The 17,602-nt window shown below is 43.9% G+C and carries 14 protein-coding genes; 5 read left to right on the plus strand and 9 right to left on the minus strand.

What is annotated here, in order from left to right; genetic code table 11:
* Positions 1-45 precede the first annotated feature (45 nt).
* From C1T29_RS01250 to C1T29_RS01270, 5 genes are all read left to right on the plus strand, one after another.
* Positions 46-1,314 (plus strand): aspartate aminotransferase family protein, encoded by a 1,269-nt coding sequence (locus tag C1T29_RS01250; protein ID WP_040084377.1) that lies wholly within the window; start codon positions 46-48, stop codon positions 1,312-1,314.
* The gene (locus tag C1T29_RS01255; RefSeq protein WP_095431148.1) at positions 1,311-2,261 is read left to right on the plus strand and encodes an inositol monophosphatase family protein; all 951 of its coding nucleotides are present in this window, start codon (positions 1,311-1,313) and stop codon (positions 2,259-2,261) included. Before C1T29_RS01250 ends, C1T29_RS01255 begins: the two co-directional genes overlap by 4 nt.
* Entirely contained in the window at positions 2,236-3,282 is a 1,047-nt protein-coding gene (locus C1T29_RS01260; RefSeq protein ID WP_095431149.1) for a zinc-dependent alcohol dehydrogenase, read from the plus strand. The genes C1T29_RS01255 and C1T29_RS01260 overlap by 26 nt, the downstream gene beginning before the upstream one ends.
* A gap of 241 nt (positions 3,283-3,523) precedes the next feature.
* Positions 3,524-4,960 (plus strand): SulP family inorganic anion transporter, encoded by a 1,437-nt coding sequence (locus C1T29_RS01265; RefSeq protein ID WP_103749861.1) that lies wholly within the window; start codon positions 3,524-3,526, stop codon positions 4,958-4,960.
* 145 nt (positions 4,961-5,105) lie between these two features.
* On the plus strand, positions 5,106-6,026 hold the full coding sequence (locus C1T29_RS01270) for a bile acid:sodium symporter family protein (RefSeq protein ID WP_095431241.1): 921 nt from the start codon (positions 5,106-5,108) through the stop codon (positions 6,024-6,026).
* Between the two features lie 8 nt (positions 6,027-6,034).
* On the opposite strand, the gene C1T29_RS01275 is transcribed toward C1T29_RS01270, so the two are convergent.
* The 9 genes from C1T29_RS01275 to C1T29_RS01315 all read right to left on the minus strand — a co-directional run bounded on the left by C1T29_RS01275 (position 6,035) and on the right by C1T29_RS01315 (position 17,596).
* Complete coding sequence (locus C1T29_RS01275) at positions 6,035-6,787, minus strand: alpha/beta hydrolase (protein WP_069839720.1); 753 nt, start codon at positions 6,785-6,787, stop codon at positions 6,035-6,037.
* Positions 6,784-7,794, minus strand: coding sequence for an iron ABC transporter permease FeuC (gene feuC / locus C1T29_RS01280; protein WP_014662556.1), 1,011 nt, complete (start codon positions 7,792-7,794; stop codon positions 6,784-6,786). Before feuC ends, C1T29_RS01275 begins: the two co-directional genes overlap by 4 nt.
* Positions 7,787-8,791 (minus strand): FecCD family ABC transporter permease, encoded by a 1,005-nt coding sequence (locus C1T29_RS01285; RefSeq protein ID WP_014662557.1) that lies wholly within the window; start codon positions 8,789-8,791, stop codon positions 7,787-7,789. The genes feuC and C1T29_RS01285 overlap by 8 nt, the downstream gene beginning before the upstream one ends.
* A gap of 18 nt (positions 8,792-8,809) precedes the next feature.
* Complete coding sequence (gene feuA, locus C1T29_RS01290) at positions 8,810-9,763, minus strand: iron ABC transporter substrate-binding protein FeuA (RefSeq protein ID WP_014662558.1); 954 nt, start codon at positions 9,761-9,763, stop codon at positions 8,810-8,812.
* An 89-nt stretch (positions 9,764-9,852) separates the two neighbouring features.
* On the minus strand, positions 9,853-11,442 hold the full coding sequence (btr, locus tag C1T29_RS01295) for a bacillibactin transport transcriptional regulator Btr (protein WP_069839722.1): 1,590 nt from the start codon (positions 11,440-11,442) through the stop codon (positions 9,853-9,855).
* Between the two features lie 190 nt (positions 11,443-11,632).
* Positions 11,633-12,877, minus strand: a complete 1,245-nt coding sequence (locus C1T29_RS01300; RefSeq protein WP_103749860.1) for an exo-beta-N-acetylmuramidase NamZ family protein — start codon at positions 12,875-12,877, stop codon at positions 11,633-11,635.
* A gap of 13 nt (positions 12,878-12,890) precedes the next feature.
* Positions 12,891-14,819, minus strand: coding sequence for a beta-N-acetylhexosaminidase (nagZ, locus tag C1T29_RS01305; protein WP_069839724.1), 1,929 nt, complete (start codon positions 14,817-14,819; stop codon positions 12,891-12,893).
* A gap of 27 nt (positions 14,820-14,846) precedes the next feature.
* Positions 14,847-16,172 carry an N-acetylmuramoyl-L-alanine amidase gene (gene amiE / locus C1T29_RS01310; RefSeq protein WP_069839725.1) on the minus strand — a complete coding sequence of 442 codons (1,326 nt, stop codon included), beginning with the start codon at positions 16,170-16,172 and terminating at the stop codon, positions 14,847-14,849.
* 56 nt (positions 16,173-16,228) lie between these two features.
* The gene (locus C1T29_RS01315; protein ID WP_103749859.1) at positions 16,229-17,596 is read right to left on the minus strand and encodes a PTS transporter subunit EIIC; all 1,368 of its coding nucleotides are present in this window, start codon (positions 17,594-17,596) and stop codon (positions 16,229-16,231) included.
* Between the last annotated feature and the right edge of the window lie 6 nt (positions 17,597-17,602).

The raw sequence follows: 17,602 nt of genomic DNA on the forward strand, positions 1-17,602 counted from the left end.
GATTTCTACAAGTTTTACATATTTTATTAAATAGGGGTGTTGATAGTGGGGACTAAAGAAATTACGAATCCAGACAGTTTGTATTACAAAGTGGATGATGTTGTCATGGAAAGAGGAGAAGGCATTTATTTATACGACTCAGAGGGCAATGAGTATATTGATTGTGCTTCTGCTACTTTCAACTTGAATTTGGGTTATACCAATAAAGAAGTTATTGATACAGTCAAAGAACAGGCTGACCAGCTGATACATGTCACTTCATCCTACCAAACCAACGCCGTTAATAAACTAGCTGAAAAACTTGTAGAAATCTCCCCCGACAATCTCACGAAAGTTCACCCCAAAGTCAGCAGCGGTTCTGCCGCGAATGAAGGAGCTATCAAAATGGCTCAAAACTATTCAGGGAAAACAGATGTCATTTCTTTATTCCGAAGCCATCTTGGCCAAACGTATATGATGTCTGCGTTATCCGGAAATTCGTTTCGAAGAGAGCCGTTTCCCCCTCAGTTTTCTTTTGGCTTGCAGGTGCCTGACCCCTATTGCAACCGGTGTTTTTACAATCAGAAACCAGATTCATGCGGAATGCTTTGTGTAGAAAGAATTAATGACTTTATCGAATATGCGAGCAACGGAAAAATTGCCGCGATGATTATTGAACCGATCTCCGGTAATGGAGGAAACATCGTTCCGCCTAAGGAATACTTTAAGCAATTAAGAAAGCTCTGTGATGAGCATGATATCGCGCTTATTTTTGATGAAATTCAAACTGGATTCGGCCGTACAGGCAAGATGTTTGCCGCTGATTACTTTGATGTGAAACCGAATATGATGACGGTCGCAAAAGGTTTGGGCGGCACGGGGTTCCAGGTTGCCGCTACACTTACAGAGGATAAGTACATGGGATTAGCCGGCCATAATCACTCATTTACTTATGGTTCAAATGTGATGGCCTCGGCAGCGGCTTGTAAGACCATCGAAATCATGCAGCGTCCTGGCTTCTTAGAAAATGTAACAATTGTCGGGAATTACATTATGGATTCTTTAGAGCACATGAAGAAAGAATTTACCTTTATTGCTGACGTCAGAGGCGTAGGTTTGATGATCGGCGTTGAAATTGTAAAAGAGAATAATGAGCCTGATGTAGAACTGACCAATTATATTGCAAAACGGGCTATGGATTATGGGTTAATTTTACGTACTTCCCGTTACGGATTCGGAAATGTATTTAAAATCCGTCCGCCTCTCACGATTACGCTTAGTGAGGCTGAGGTGCTTTGTTTCAAACTTCGTAAGCTATTGGAGGATATCAAGTGAAAGAATATATTATAGAGCTTGGAAAATTTGTTTATGAGGAAGTAAAGGGACAGAAAGGGACACTGAAAAACCGGTTAGTTAACGGGTATTCCCCAGGCGGAGATGCACAGTTTAACATTGATGCGGCTGCTGAGAATGCAGTGCTGGATTATGTGCAAAGCAAAAAGGAGTCAGTCGCGTTTTATACGGAAGATGGGGGATTGAAGATATTTGGAGACAATCCTCAATATATTTTGATTGTTGATCCGATTGACGGTACGCGTCCGGCAGCTGCAGGTCTTGAAATGTCTTGTATCTCTATCGCATTAGCTGCGTACAAGCCTGCCGCAAAAATTAAGGATATTGAATTTGCTTTTCTGCTAGAGCTGAAAACAGGAGCCTATATGTACGCGGATGTTTATTCTGAGGGGATCTATTATGAAGGCTATCGTGGCACCCTGCCAAATCTGAGCAAGGTGGAAGACATTAAACATATGTTTTGGAGCCTTGAGTTTAATGGGCATCCCTCGCATCTGATGATTGATGCGTACGGTCATTTGATAGATCAGTCAGCGAATAATGGAGGCGTTTTTGTTTTCAATAGCGCTTCATATTCTATCTCCAGAATTATCACAGGGCAGATGGATGCCTATGTGGATATCGGCAATCGTTTATTAAAGGACGATCCTGCGCTGCTAAAAGATTTTCAGGCTGTAGGAAATGGGCAGGTTTTGCATCTGTTTCCTTATGATATTGCCGCAAGTGTGTTTTTGGCGAAAAAAGCGGGTGTTGTCATTACTGACGCGTATGGAAAGTCCTTGGATGACACACTTCTGACGGATCTTAGCTACAATAACCAGCAGTCATGCATCGCCGCGTCAACGAAGGAGCTGCATCAGAAGCTGCTGGATCAAATTCGCTGGGACAGAAAGGAAGAGACATATGAAAGCGTTGGTCTGGACTCCTAATGAACGGCTGGAATTGCAAGAAGTAGAAGAACCTCAAATTAAAAAAATGAACGATGTAAAAGTAAGAATATACGGGACAGGCATCTGCGGAACGGATCTAAATGTTCTAAAAGGGAAGATGCGTGCGACTCACGGTATGATCCTTGGTCATGAATCCGTGGGCGTGGTGACAGAAACAGGACCTGAGGTTAAAAACGTTAAGCCTGGTGATCGTGTTGTGATCGATCCGACTCAGTTTTGCGGGAAGTGTTATTATTGCAGAAAAGGTTTAACTTGTTATTGTGAAACATTTGAAGACTGGCAGCTGGGATTAGGGGCACATGGCACATTTGCCGATTATTATGTGGGCGAGGACCGATTTATGTATAAAATCCCGGACGCTATGGAATGGGAACGAGCCACTTTAATTGAGCCGCTTTCTTGTGTGTTAAATGTGATTGAGCGGGCTGCTATCAAACCTGACGATTCTGTACTGGTATTAGGTTCAGGGCCGATTGGACTACTTGTTCAAATCATGGTAAAAAAACTCGCTAGGCTGACAGTTGCGACGGAGGTTGGTGAGTACCGTTCAGAAGCGGCGCGCCGAATATCTGACTATGTTTATCAGCCTCAAGATTTAACGGTAGATGAGGTCAAACGGATTAACCAAGGGAGAACATTTGACGTGATCTTTGACGCGATCGGTAATCAGCTTGAATGGGCATATCCATTAATTAACAAGGGCGGAAGACTTGTGCCTATGGGATTTGATGATACGTATGAGATGAAAATCAGGCCTTTCCAGCTGCTTTCTAACGGTGTGACGATTGTTGGAACCGGAGAGGCGCGCCAAATTATGGAGGATGCGGTATCATGTGCTGCGGACATGCCTCAGCTTTCTGAATTAATTACGGAGAAAACTCCGCTTGAGAACTACGAGGCTGCCATCCAGGAATTGATGGGTATAGGTGCGTTGCCAAATGAGAGAAAAGATATTACTGCCATTAAAACGATTCTTGTGTCTCATCCGGATATGATATAATCCAGCGAAATGGCTCAGACTATGTTTGAGCCATTTTTTTCTTCAGCATTCATCTTGCGTAATTGATGAAAATTTATTATGATACTTTGTATGACAACTCCTTGCCTCAATACAATATACTCAACGTTTCCCCGTTTTCCCCGGTCGTTTTTCTTTCATTTTTCTCCCGTAAAATAAAAAAAGCTCCCAATACAATAGATATGGTGCGGATTTATTTTTTTATAAGAAGGAGTCGTTATATTTGAATAATAGTTTTACATTACAACAGCAATGGTTCGGGAATATCCGAAAAGACATTCTTGCTGGCATTTTAGTTGCGTTAGCATTAATTCCTGAGGCGATCGGCTTTTCTATTATAGCCGGTGTGGATCCGATGGTCGGTCTATATGCGTCATTTTGTATAGCCATTATTATTTCTATTTTTGGCGGAAGACCTGGCATGATTTCAGCTGCGACTGGTTCAATGGCAGTCGTTATGGTGTCGCTCGTTGCTGATCATGGGCTTCAGTATTTATTTGCGGCAACGATTTTGACAGGCATTATTCAGGTGATTTTAGGTATCAGTAAAATAGCGAGATTAATGAAATTCATCCCGCGTTCTGTCATGATCGGGTTTGTAAATGCGCTGGCGATCCTTATCTTCTCTGCGCAGCTTCCTCAGTTTGAAGGTGCTTCTTGGAGTATGTATGCGATGCTTGCCGGGTCGCTGGTTATTATTTATGTGCTTCCGAGGTTTACGACTGCTGTTCCGTCCCCGCTTGTTGCGATCATTGTGATGACAATTATTGCGGTCACTTTCCATGTGGATGTGCGGACGGTTGGTGATATGGGCAATATTTCTAGTTCATTGCCGCATTTCTTAATTCCCGATGTTCCGTTAACCTTTGACACACTGCAAATTATTTTTCCTTATTCGATTGCTTTAGCGTTTGTAGGGTTGCTTGAATCGTTGCTGACAGCACAGATTATTGATGAAATGACGGATACGGACAGTGATAAAAATAAAGAGAGCCGAGGACAGGGAATTGCGAATATCGTGACCGGATTCTTTGGCGGCATGGCAGGCTGTGCTATGATCGGACAATCTGTCATTAACACAAAAGCGGGCGGGCGCGGACGTTTGTCAGCATTTGTGGCTGGTGCTTTTCTGATGTTTTTAATTGCGGTGTTAAGTCATGTCGTGGTGAAAATCCCAATGGCTGCGTTAGTGGCTGTAATGGTTATGGTGTCTGTCGGCACATTTGATTGGTCTTCTTTGAAAGGACTCAAAAAAGCGCCGCTCACGGACTCGATTGTCATGGTTGTGACTGTGATAACGGTTGTTGTGACGGATGACCTATCTAAGGGTGTATTTGTCGGCGTTCTTTTAAGTGCCGTGTTCTTTGTGGCAAAAATCTCGAAGCTGAAAATCGTTTCTCATGCAGAGGATCAAAAGCTTAGAACCTATCAAGTGAAGGGGCAAATCTTTTTTGCGTCAGTGACGGATCTTGCAAATGCGTTTATTTATCAAGAGGATATTGAGCGGGTCGTGATTGACTTAACTGAAGCTCATGTATGGGATGATTCTGGAGCGGCAGCACTTGATAAGATTGTTGCGAAGTTTAAAGAACAAGGCATTGAAGCCGAGTTAAAAGGTTTGAATAAAGCGAGTAAGTCTCTAATGAAACAGATGGCATAAAATAGGGAAGCCCAGATTAACGAGATCTGGGCTTTTTTATATAACATACGGTTAAGCAGCATTGATATAATAGAGAGAAGAGAAATTTAAAATAGGGGACTTGCATATGATGCTTCAGAAGCTGAACCGTGTATTGGGGAGGGTGATGCCGCTTTTAACCCCGACTAGTGTGGTGTTGGGCGTGCTGCTGTCTCAATTTTTAAATGGATATGAAAGCGCAGTGCCTTGGATCTTTGCTTTTATTACGTTTACAGGCAGTTTAAGCGCGAACTTTCAATCTTTGAGACATGCATTATCTCATCCTCTCCCTATGATTCTTGCACTATTTGTTCTTCATATTTTTATGCCGCTTTTTGCTTGGGGCAGCGGCCATCTTATCTTTAAAGGCGACCCTTTAACGATCACTGGTTTAACGTTGGCTGTCGTAATTCCTACTGGGATTACAAGCTTGATTTGGGCAGCGATGTACAAAGGGAATGTCGGTTTGACGCTTTCGATTATTTTAGTTGATACTGTGCTGTCACCGCTAATCGTACCGCTGAGCCTTTCATTGCTGGCCGGCGCTCAGGTTCATATGGACGTGTGGGGAATGATGAAAGGCCTGATTGTAATGGTCGTGATTCCTTCTTTTCTGGGCATGCTGTTTAATCAGCTGTCATCTCCTGAACGAACTGCATCTGTGAGCAGCGCGCTGTCGCCTTTTTCAAAGCTTTGCTTGATGGCAGTGATTGCGATTAACAGTTCAGCGATTGCTCCTTATTTCAAAGCCATTGATTTGAGATTTGCAGGAATAGCTGTAACGGTCTTCTTTATCGCGTTAACAGGCTATGCCGCTGCTTGGCTGATCGGAAAAATGATGAAAAGGCGCCAAGAGGAAATAGTCTCTCTTATATTTACGGGAGGCATGAGGAATATCAGTGCCGGCGCAGTTCTTGCCGTTACGTTCTTCCCGTCTCAGGTTGCCGTTCCTGTTGTGATCGGCATGCTGTTCCAGCAGATATTGGCTGCTTTGTTTGGCTATATGCTGAATCGTTTTGAATTAAAACCAGTGTTGCAGAAAGCATAAAAAACCGCTCATAGGATTGAGCGGTTTTTTCCATATAGCCATTCAAGCGCGGTAATGAACTGTTTGCAAAAATACTTGCGGTGGTGCACCGCCCCTTTTTCAATTGAAAGACAAAGCTGGTCTTCAGTGAAGCCTTTTTCTTTTAAACTTTGGTGAACTTGCTTTGTTTTTTTCAGCATATGCCGCTGAATGGATTGTTTTCCACGGCCTTCTTCACTGCCGACAGACATGAAAATACGCGCAGTGCCGGGTGTTAAAGAAGAAATATGAATGGTTTCCGCTGCGTTCTCGTACCAGTATGAACCTGAGATAGAACCTATTTTCCCAAACACTGACGGATACTTTAATAAGGCGAACATTGAGATGAGGCCGCCTAATGAGGCACCGATCATTCCTCTTGTTTGCGGTTTCCTGGCGACGTTCCAGTTTTCTTCGATAAACGGAATGAACCGGTTTGTCATGTCAGACAGATAGTCATACCCCATGCCTCCGAAGTCCGGGAATCGATCACTGAGTGATGCAGCCGGCCATGGCGTGTATTCGTCAAGCCGATTTTCAGGTTCGATACCAATTAGTACAAGTTGAGGGAGCCTTTGCTGTTGAAATATGCTTTCTAATAATTCAATTTGGCCGTGAAACAAAGAATGGCCATCTTGCACATAAACAGCAGGGAATTCCCCGCTATCTGCGCTGTAGGAAGGAGGGAGGTACAGCGTGAACCTCCTGTTGCCGGCTTTGTGTTCTGAAAGAGATCCTTTCAAGCATTCTCCCCCTTTTTTTGCTTAAAAAGCAAATATAAGAAATAAGGAACACCGAGGATCGCCAAAATGATGCCTGCGGGCACTTCCGCGGGCTGAAAAAACAGTTTTCCTGCAAAGTCTGCGCTTATCACAAGCAGCATCCCGATTAAACCGCTCAGTGGCAGAATATAGCGATGTTCGACGCCGGACAGCCTCCGTGAAATATGGGGAGCAATTAAGCCGACAAACGCCATGCTGCCCGCTACGGAGACACAGGCACTGATGATTGCTACACAGGCGACGAGCAGGATGGTTTTTTCTTTATTTGATGATATGCCAAGGCTTCTGACTGTGTCTTCATCAAAACGAATGGTGTCGAGCAAGCGGGATTTGGCAATAAGAATCGGTATAAACAGCAGCATCCACGGAAGAACGGCTGTGATATACGTCCAGTTGGCAGACCAGATGCTTCCGTTTTTCCACACCATGGCCATTTGATAGTCTTGCGGGTCCATTTTTAATGATAAAAACAAAGAAAGGGCGCTGAATCCTGAATTGATCGCGATTCCTACCAGAATAATTCTTCCTGAATCTAAATTGCCTCTGTGCCATGCAAATATGTAAATCAGGAGCGCCGCGATGAGCCCGCCTATCAATCCAAAGAGCGGCATCCCCATCGCTGCAGCTATGGATGTCACTTCCTTCTGGCCTTGGAACAAGAGCATAAACGCCACAATACCGGCTCCTGCCCCTGCGTTGATTCCGAGAATTCCTGGGTCAGCAAGCCCGTTTCTTGTGATGGCCTGGATGACAGCGCCCGCAATGCCAAGACCGAGTCCGATAATAGCAGCCATGACAACCCTCGGAAGTCTTAGATCGAACAGCAAAATTTCATACTGCGGATTCGGATCGATTTGAAAAAGAGTGGAGAGCAGCTCAGCCGGACGAACAGAAAATGATCCGCTCGTTAAGCTGAAATAGCTGACAACGAGAATCAAAACGATGAACAATGCATATTTTTTAGCCATTTTGCTCCCCTCCTTTTCGTTTAATCAAATAAAGGAAGAAAGGTACGCCGATAATGGATGTTACGACCTCAATCGGTGTTTCAAACGGATAGTTGATAAATCGGCTTGCGAGATCACACAGGGTTAAAAAGATTCCGCCCAAAATACAGGAACACGGAATCAGCCTGCTGTAATCAGAGCCGACGAGAAATCTCGTGATATGCGGAACAACCAAACCAACAAACGCAATTTTTCCGGCCAGCGCTACGGCACTGCCGGTTAAAATAATGACGGAAAGCATCGCCATGATTTTTATGGTTTTTTTCTTTTGGCCCAGACTTTTAGAAATGTCATCGCCTAAGGATACGGCAGTCACCTTTTTGCTGAGAGACATGGCCATTATGATGCCAATCAGGAAAAACGGAGCGGCAAGCTTCAGGAAATCCGGACTCATTTGATGAAGTCTGGCACTGTACCAGAAACTGAGATCCTGAGAAATTTGAAAATAAATCGACATGGCCGCTGATAAACTGCTGAGCAGCATGCTTGTGACTGTGCCGATGATGGCGAGCTGCACGGGGGTAAATCCGTTCGGCATCATGGCGGCAAGGCCGAATACTAACACAGCCCCTAACGCTGAGCCGATAAAAGAATAAATGATCATTTCAATCGACGATGATTGCGGGAGCAGAACCATACAGAGCGTGATGATAAACGCGGAACCATCTGAAACGCCCATAATGGAGGGCGAAGCTAAATAATTGCGCGTAATGCCTTGCATAAGCGCTCCAGAAACAGCAAGGGCTGCCCCTATGAGCAGAGCGCCGGCAGCCCTTGGAATCCGAGAATGCCATATAATTTGATGGTCTGTGTTTCCCGGATCGAAATGAATAAGAGATGTAAAAACAATATCTGTGCTAAGATGCTTTGCCCCATAAAGGATTGAAAGCAAAAGCGACAGTGCTATAGCAAATGGAGAAGTAATCAATATGATACGTGTCCACTGTTTTGAATACATACAAAAACCTACTCTGAATTAGTTTTGTGTCAATTTTTCAGCAGCTGCTTTCAGGAAACGGACTTTGCTCCAGGCTGTGCCGCCTTGTGCGAGAGGGTCCACTGAGTTGACATACACATGATCTTCTTTGACTGCTTTCAGGCTTTTCCAGATTGGATTTTTCTCCAGATCTTTTAAGGCATCAGGTTTGTCTGCATTTTCATCATCAGAAAATTGGACGAAGATATGATCTGGGTTCATTTCACTTAATTTTTCTAATGAAATCAGCTCTTGCGCTTTTGCAGCTTTTACTTCGCTCGGCGCCTTAAGGCCTAAATCACCGTATAGCGTGGAGTTGAAATACACCTGTTCAGGGTAAATGTAAATGTTGCCTTGTCTGATTCTGATGACAAGCGCTTTTGAATCTTTCGCTTTATTATTGATTTTAGTTTTTGTTTCTTTTAGATCCTGTTCATAATCTGCAATGATTTTTTTCGCTTTTTTCTCTTTTCCAGTCAGCTGGGCAAGCAGCATCATGTTTTCTTTCCAGTTTGAAGAGATATGAGAAACTGGGATCGTTGTGCCGGCTGTGCTTATTTTTTGCAGTGTTTTTTCTGGGAATTTTGTTGAAGCAAGGATGACGTCTGGCTTCATTTCTAAAATCTTTTCAATGTTTGGCTCCATTTTTTCTCCGGTTGATTGGGCTTTATCAGTAATATCTTTGAACATATCAGGGAATTTGCCTGAGAATGAAATCGCGCCTTGCGGGTGAACATCAAGCAGTTTGGCATCTTCCATTGATTCAACGCTTCCCGTAATGGCAATTTTGTCTGTCGGTACAGTTACTTCATATGTTTTATCCAGGTATTCAATTTTCTTCTTCTCCGATGCTGTGCCGCTTGCCTTGCTGGCGGTCGATTCGTTTTTGCTGCCGCAGGCTGCTGCCGTCAGCGCGAGAAGCAAGATTAATAAGGTTAGAGATATTTTTTTCATCTATAGGGCCTCCTGTCAATTGATAACTATTATCAATTAGAATTATAGAGAATGAATAGATATAACACCATGGACAAATTTCTGATTTATCATGGACAATCTCCGGATAGTAAAGAAATAGTTTGCTGAACGATGCGTTCGTGCCCGCAAGCTGAGTATTCATTCCATGGGTCAAGGGATAGAAGATAAACACGGTTATTCTTTACGGCGCTTAGGTTCTGCCATGCTTCTGTCAGCTGTAATTGCTGATAATAGGCTATGGTCTCTGGTTCTTTAAAAAGAAAAAGCATCATGCAGTCAGCTTGGTAATTTGCGATATTTTCTAACGGAATCGCTTGCTCTGAAGGTGTGTCAGCTGTTTTTGCCGAGCTGAATCCTAAATCTCCAAAGAAAACTTCGCGGACGCTTCGGTTATGTGCCAGATAGAAGTTTTGCTTATGCAGCCTCAAAAAGAGAAAACGCAGCCCTTGAACGTGCTGAAGTGTTTTTTTGGCGGCTGTTGTCTGCCGGTCATAAGCCGCGAGCCACTTTTCTGCTTCGGATTCTTCCTTTAAAAATGAGGCCGTTTGCAGAAAGTGGGTTCTCCAGCTTTCTTCTGAAGGAAGGTACATGACTTCTGCGATGCGATTCAGGTGATATTGTTCTTCCGGAGAAATAGAATCCATACTGACAATCACATCTGGTTCTGCCTGCGATAATGTGTACAGGTTTTCTTCCCACTTTTCATTAAAGCGGTATGCACTGAGCTGGACGGGTATATCTGTCGAATAATGCTGATAGTAGTAAGACGTCCATTTCGGATGCAGAGCAGCGGCAAAGGGTATGTGATGAAGAGGAATGAGATGGCCCATTGTCCCCCTTCCATAAGCGGCGATCTTTTTTCGTCGTTTTTTCATATAGCTTGTAGGTGAACACCCTGTATATTTTTTAAAGATTCTGCTGAAATAAAATTCATCTTGATAACCGGATTGGTGAGCGATTTCTTTCAATTTGCAGTTTGATTTTGCCATGAGCTGTTTCGCTTTGGTGATTCTTGTGTTCGTAATAAATTCTGTTACGCTCTGTCCAGTCCATTTTTTAAAGCTTTCGCTGTAGTGTTTGGCGCTGATTCCTGCGATTTGTGACAGCTTGGCAAGCGTGATTTTTGAATCGGCATGGGTTTCGATATAGTGTTTTGTTTTTTCGATTGCTGAATGTGTATCCGTTTGCTCAGATAAACTGGCAGTAAAGAGGTCATAAATCAGGCTTTGTACTTCAATTACACATTTAAGCTGAGAAAGCTGAGACGATTCATTCCATAGTGTTGCAAGCTCTTGAAGCCGGACTGCAAGGTTTTCGATATGCGAAACATTCACAAGTCTCAGTTTGGCTAATTCTGATTCTGCGCATGGTGTGAAAATATCTTGGCCGTTTTCCTTGATATAGCTTTGAAGCCTGATCAGACAGGCATCTATATGTCCATTGGCTGCTGGTGTAAAGCCAAAGGTCTCGTTAGGCGGGCAAACATAAAGTGTCTTTTTTTGCAGAGGATTGGTGTTTGTTCCGATCGAAATATGGCCGTTTCCTTTTAAATGAAAGATCAGCACGAATGAATCGGCTAATTGCTGTTCTGAGAAGAGATCACTTGTTTTTTTTAGATATTCAATTTGTATGGGTTGATAAATCACTGCGTTTGGCAAGAGTAGACCACCTTTTCAGAAACTTTCAATTGATAATCATTTTCAATAAAAATTGTACCAAATAAATGAAAGTTTTCCTATATAAAGCGGGTGGGTTTTTAGCACGAAAAAAACCCTTACTCGTGTGTGAAAGTAAGGGTCTTTCGTTCAGTAAGAATATGTTACACGTGTAACATACGATGCTTACGCCTTAATAAATGAGATATTTTTTTCTTGTTTTGCTGAATTGTTGGAGTGTTTTTTCATAGCTGTCTATGATGTCTTCAATAGAAGTTCCATTTTCGATTTTTGTCCTGATCCAGCCGTTGCCTGCCAGTTTATTGAATGAACCTGTTGAGAGGAATTCAAAATCCTCAGGATAGAGATCGTGTATGGTTTTAATGACTGAAAGACCTGTTTTAACGGCTTCAAACTTATCTCTGTCTGTCACATAGAGCTGCACACCGTGGCAAAGCGTTCCTTGATGTTTAGAAAACGTTGGGGTAAAGGATGCTGCCCTAAATGTCACGCCCGGCAAATGGAGGCTGTTTAATGTTTCTTCAAGCTCTGTGCTTTTGATAAAGGGAGCTCCGATCAATTCGAATGGTTTTGTTGTCCCTCGCCCTTCAGATATATTTGTTCCTTCAATCAGCCCGGTTGCAGGATAAACAAATGTGCTTTCCACTGTCGGCATGTTAGGCGAAGGGAGGACAAAAGGCAATCGGGTATCGTCAAAATCCATTTTTCGTTTCCAGTGTTTCATTTTTACCACTGTTAGATCGGCATCAATGTCAAACTCTTTGTTGAACAATATAGCCAATTCGCCTATCGTCATCCCATGCTTTAACGGAATGGGATACAATCCGACAAATGAGGCGTATTCAGGTTCTAAGATTGGTCCTTCAATATGATTTCCGCCTTGAGGATTCGGGCGGTCCAGCACCATAAACGGAATGCCGTATTCTTTAGCGGCTTCCATTGCGTATGCCATTGTATAAATGTACGTGTAGAAACGGGTCCCGACATCCTGAATATCAAATAGTAGAATATCAACATTTTTCAGCATCTCTGGTGTCGGTTTCTTCGTTTTTCCGTAGAGACTGTATACAGGAACCCCGGTTTTTTCGTCAATGTAAGAGCCTACTTCGTCTCCAGCCTGGGCGTCACCGCGGACGCCGTGTTCAGGGCCGAATAAAGCTGTCAGTTTGATTTCTGGATTCTCGAAAAGTATATCGACACTGCTTTTCAGAGATGCATTTACTCCGGTTGGGTTGGTGATCAGTCCGATTCGTTTTCCCTTGAGCTGTTTTTTATAATCTGGCAAAAGCGTGTCTATACCGGTCTGGACTTTAGGTTTTTTAGCCGTTTGATTCTTTGAATCGGGTGAAGCAGAGGCAGCGGTTATCGTTCCGAACATCATGAGCCCTGTGAGAAAAGCGAATATTGTTTTTCTCATATGTTCCTCCTCATTAAAGCGGTTTTCCCGTTTTGATATTTAAACCGTAGCCAAATGGGTAAAGGGTGTTCCCTGGTTTCGTGACTGACGGAATGTCAACTGGAAGTGTGCCTTTAGGTTTTGTCTGGCCGAATATCGCCATCACTCCGGCCGGAATATTAGGTTGAAGATAACGGCCATTTGTGTATCCTTTAAAGCCATAGACAGCAATCAGTGCCTTTGCTTCTTCAAAATTGGCGGCATCATAGGGATTGCGCAGACTCATTAAGACAAAAGGTTTATTGTGCTGCAGTGCGGCTTTCATGACAGCTCTCGGAAACACGGTAGCCCATTTGCTTGAATCAGATATGGTGTCGTCGATGACACCGTCGTTGACGACAGGGTCATTTTTGACGACATAGGAACCGGTAATGATATAATCAGCCTCTTTTACTTGTTTTTCATGCTCGGCCTTAAATACTTGGTTGGCAAAATTCATTTTGTCGAGAGATACGGGTTTGATTTTCTTACGATTGACGAGATCGCGAATGGTTTGTTCGATTGAAGCAGTTTGTTCTTCGTAAGGTGCCACAATTAAGATTCGGCTGCCTTTTTTGGGCTTGAACGGCAAAGTGTGCTGTTCATTTTTTAATACAGTTACTGCTTTTTCAGCTATTTTTTTCTCTGCTTTCAGGTGCTGCTTGCTTCCTACGATTTTTTGGGCTTTGGCTATTTTTTCTTTTGTACTGTCGTCGTTCCGTGCTGGATACATGCCGCGTTTTATTTTCAGGGAAATGATTCTTTCAACTGATTTGTTGATTTGATGTTCAGGAATGTCTCCGTTTTTCACGGCTTCTTTCAAAGCTTGAATAACACGTGAGAATTTCTGTTCTTCTTTCAATGAAGTAACTGAGGCTGGCATTAATGCCATATCGACACCAGCTTTTACGGCCATGACCACAGCCTCTTCCTGTCCGAAATGATCTGCGATTGCCTTCATATTGAGCGCATCGGTAACGATGACCCCATTAAAGCCCATTTCCTGACGAAGAAGGCCTGTCATCACTTTTTTCGAAAGTGTAGCTGGAACCAAAATGTCCGATCCATCGAGTTTGCTTTTGTATGTGGTGTCGTCAAAGGCAGGGAATTGAACATGGGCTGTCATCACCATATCAGCACCGGCATCAATTGCTTTTTGAAAAGGATAGAGCTCGACCTCTCGAAGCCGTTCTTGATCATGGGAAACGAGCGGCAGTCCATAATGGCTGTCAACGTCCGTGTCTCCATGTCCCGGGAAATGTTTGAGGGCAGAGGCGATATCCTGCCGCTGCAACCCTTTCATCGTGTATAAACCGAGTCGTGATGTCAGTTCTCGATTGGAGCTGAATGACCGTACGCCGATTACAGGATTATCAGGATTATTGTTAATGTCTACGACAGGGCTGAAATCTGTATTGATGCCTAAGGCCGAGAGCTCTTTTCCAATGATGCTGCCGGTCTGATACGCATTGATTCTGCTTCTGGCTGCGCCCAGCGCCATATTCCCTGGGAAATTAGTGCCCTCCCCTAGCCTCGTTACAATGCCGCCTTCCTGATCAATACTAAGCATGAGCGGGATTTTGGGACTTGCCTTTTGGTAAGCGTCTGTCAGCTGGACCGTTTGCTTTGTTGTTTTTACATTTTCTGCAAAAAGAATGACGCCTCCGAATTGATATTTCTTGACGAGGCTGGCGACTTCCTCATTCATTTCCGTAAGGGCTTGCGGTGAGGACTCGCCTTTCTTTTGCCAATTTCTAAAATCAGGCATCAGCATCTGACCGAGTTTTTCATCTAATGACATACGATTGACAATCTGATTGGCATCGATTGAACTTTTAGATGCAGTGGCTTCTTTCTGGTTAGCCACGAGAAAACATGAAAGAAAAAGAACGGCTGAAAGGATAAGCGGAAAGACAGGTTTCATAGAAACTTCCTCCTATCGTCTAATCATTCATTCCATTGCTTCATAAATCGCGGTTATAACGCTTCCATAACTGCCTGTTGGAAATTGATCACCCTCAAAGACGTTGGGATTTTCTTCTGGATCAACAACTGGGGTATGCTTTTTATTTGTTAACAATGCGATGCCTAAATTGTATGCCGGATCAATGATTGTAACTGTCCCCGTCCAGCCTGTATGCCCGTAAGCATTTGCGCTGGCGTAAGGGCCAAACATCCATTCCATGCTTTTGCTTCCGTTCCGTCGCCAGCCAAGAGCGAATGTTGGATCTGTTGCTGAAGGTGCTGTAAACAAGTCAGCTGTTTTCTGATCAAATAAAGAAATGTTTCGGTATGATCCTTTGTTTAACATGACTTGCAGCAGAATGGCCATATCATCTGCATTTGAGAACAATCCGGCATGGCCAGACACGCCATCCATTGAGTAAAACGCTTTTTCATCATGCACTTCTCCTTGCAGCGTGTTTGTGCGTATGTTAGGGAATTGAATAACGCCGTCACGTGTATTGCCCATGCGTTCAGTAGCTGCGAACTGCTTTGGTTTAAAGCCTTTTTGCAGCGGATTGTACAAGGTGTGCTTCAGCTTCAACGGCTTGTAGAGCTCTTGCTCCGCGTAGCCATCAAGCTGTTTTCCGGTGAGTTTTTCGACAATACAGCCGAGGAGCATATACCCAATGTCACTGTATACGTGTTTTGTCCCGGTTTGATAATCGAGCGGAATTTTCGTCAAATATTCAATCGTTTTGTCACGTTCCTGGGAATAGTATTTGCCGGCTTTTTCCGGCGTGTAAAAGTAAAAGCTTGATGGAAGCCCTGATTCGTGCTGAAGAACATCAATGACACGTATCTTGTTTTTTCCTTTTATGGGGTCTCCAGGCTGATCCTTGAAACCAGGCAAATATGCAGAAACTTTTTCATAGACGTCAAGTTTTCCTTGGCTGACTAAGCGCTGCAATGCAAAATTTGTGGCGTACATTTTTGTATTTGAGGCTAAGTCAAACATCGTGCGGGTTTTCATTTTTGCCGGATGGCGCAGCAGCTCTGATCCTTCGTACTTTTTACTGTAGCCGTATGCTTCTTTTTTTATGATGCGTCCATCCTTCACGACGACAAGAACGGCGCCTGGAAATCCTGCTGCAATATCCCGTTCTATCATCTGATCTACCTTCCTTAGCTTCTTCGTCGAGAATTGTGCAGTTGCTGCATTTATGGTTTTCGGCTCAACCAAGCTGTCTGCTGTTTGCGCGAAGGTTTCATTTGGCGCCAATATCGATAGGGTTAAAATGGCACTGAATAACAACAGTGTCTTTGTTTTCACAGGTTATCCCCTTTCTGTGCTTCTATCCCGTTTACTATCCCTAAAACAGAAACAATTTAATCGAACTGAGAAGCCATTTCATCTTTATATCCGAATGCATAGGTCAATAAAAAGCCGGCCGCGTAGGAAATGAAGAGCCCGACGATATACAGGATGATTTGCGAAGGCAGGACTAGAAAGGAAAGCGGCAGTCCGGAGACACCAATCGCAAAGGTGGCTACTTGAAAATAAGCTTGAAAGGCGCCGCCGATTCCAGCACCTAAGCATGCCGTTAAAAACGGACGGCCAAGCGGCAGCGTGACTCCGAAAATGAGTGGTTCCCCAATGCCGAGCAGGCCTGACGGAAGCCCGCCGGCGATTGCTTTTCTCAGTGTTGTTTTTTTCGTTTTCACGAAGACGGCAAAGGCCGCGCCTACCTGTCCTGCACCTCCCATAGCCAAAATAGGGAGCAGAGGATCATTGCCAATTGAATTGATCAGTTCCATGTGCACAGGCGTCAAGCCTTGATGCAATCCGGTTACGACGAGAGGAAGGAAGGTTGCGCCCAGAATAAAGCCCGCAGCGATGCCGCCGATGTCCAGGATGGACAGAAGGCCGGATGTAATGGCGTCAGAAATGAATCCGCCTAAAGGCATGAATACGACATACGTTACGATTCCGGTGATTAACAGTGAAACGGTGGGTGTGACAATGATATCGAGTGATTGAGGAATAAAGCGGCGAATAAATTGTTCGGTGTAAGCAATGAATATAGCAGCGAAAAGGACTCCGATCAGGCCTCCCCTGCCCGGAAGAAGCTCTTCTCCAAATAAACTGATCTTTGCGATCTCCGGATTGATAATCAAGATCCCGGCCAAAGCCCCAAGAGCGGGTGTCCCGCCAAATTCTTTTGAAGCGTTGATACCCACAAGAATGCCGAGATAAGTGAACAGCCCTGATCCGATGATTGTCAGGACAACAGCAATTTGTGATTCTGCAGAGAGCCAGCCGGCTTGAATACTTGCTTTGGTAATCCCGGTAATTAAACCGGAAGCGACAAGAGCCGGAATAAGAGGGATAAAAATGCTGGCGATTTTACGTAAGAAAAGTTTAAAAGGAGTGGCGTTCTTTCGATTGATATCGGCTTTCTTTTTGGCGGCTGCTTCATTCACATCGACACCTTCTTCAGCTGAGACGAGCTTGGAGAAAGCCGTTGTGACATGATTGACGACTCCTGTACCGAGGATGATTTGTAAGGTTTCAGCCTCAACGACCCCCAATACTCCGTCAAGCGCTCTTAAAGCCTGAGCATCTGCTTTGTTTTCATCGTAAGGTGTAATACGCAGCCTTGTCATGCAATGCGTAAATGAGGATATATTGGATTTCCCCCCGCATAACTCGAGGATTTTCTTTGCGAGTTGATGGTAGTTATTTTCTTTGCTCATTAAAAA

The sequence above is a fragment of the Bacillus sp. MBGLi79 genome (assembly GCF_002953915.1).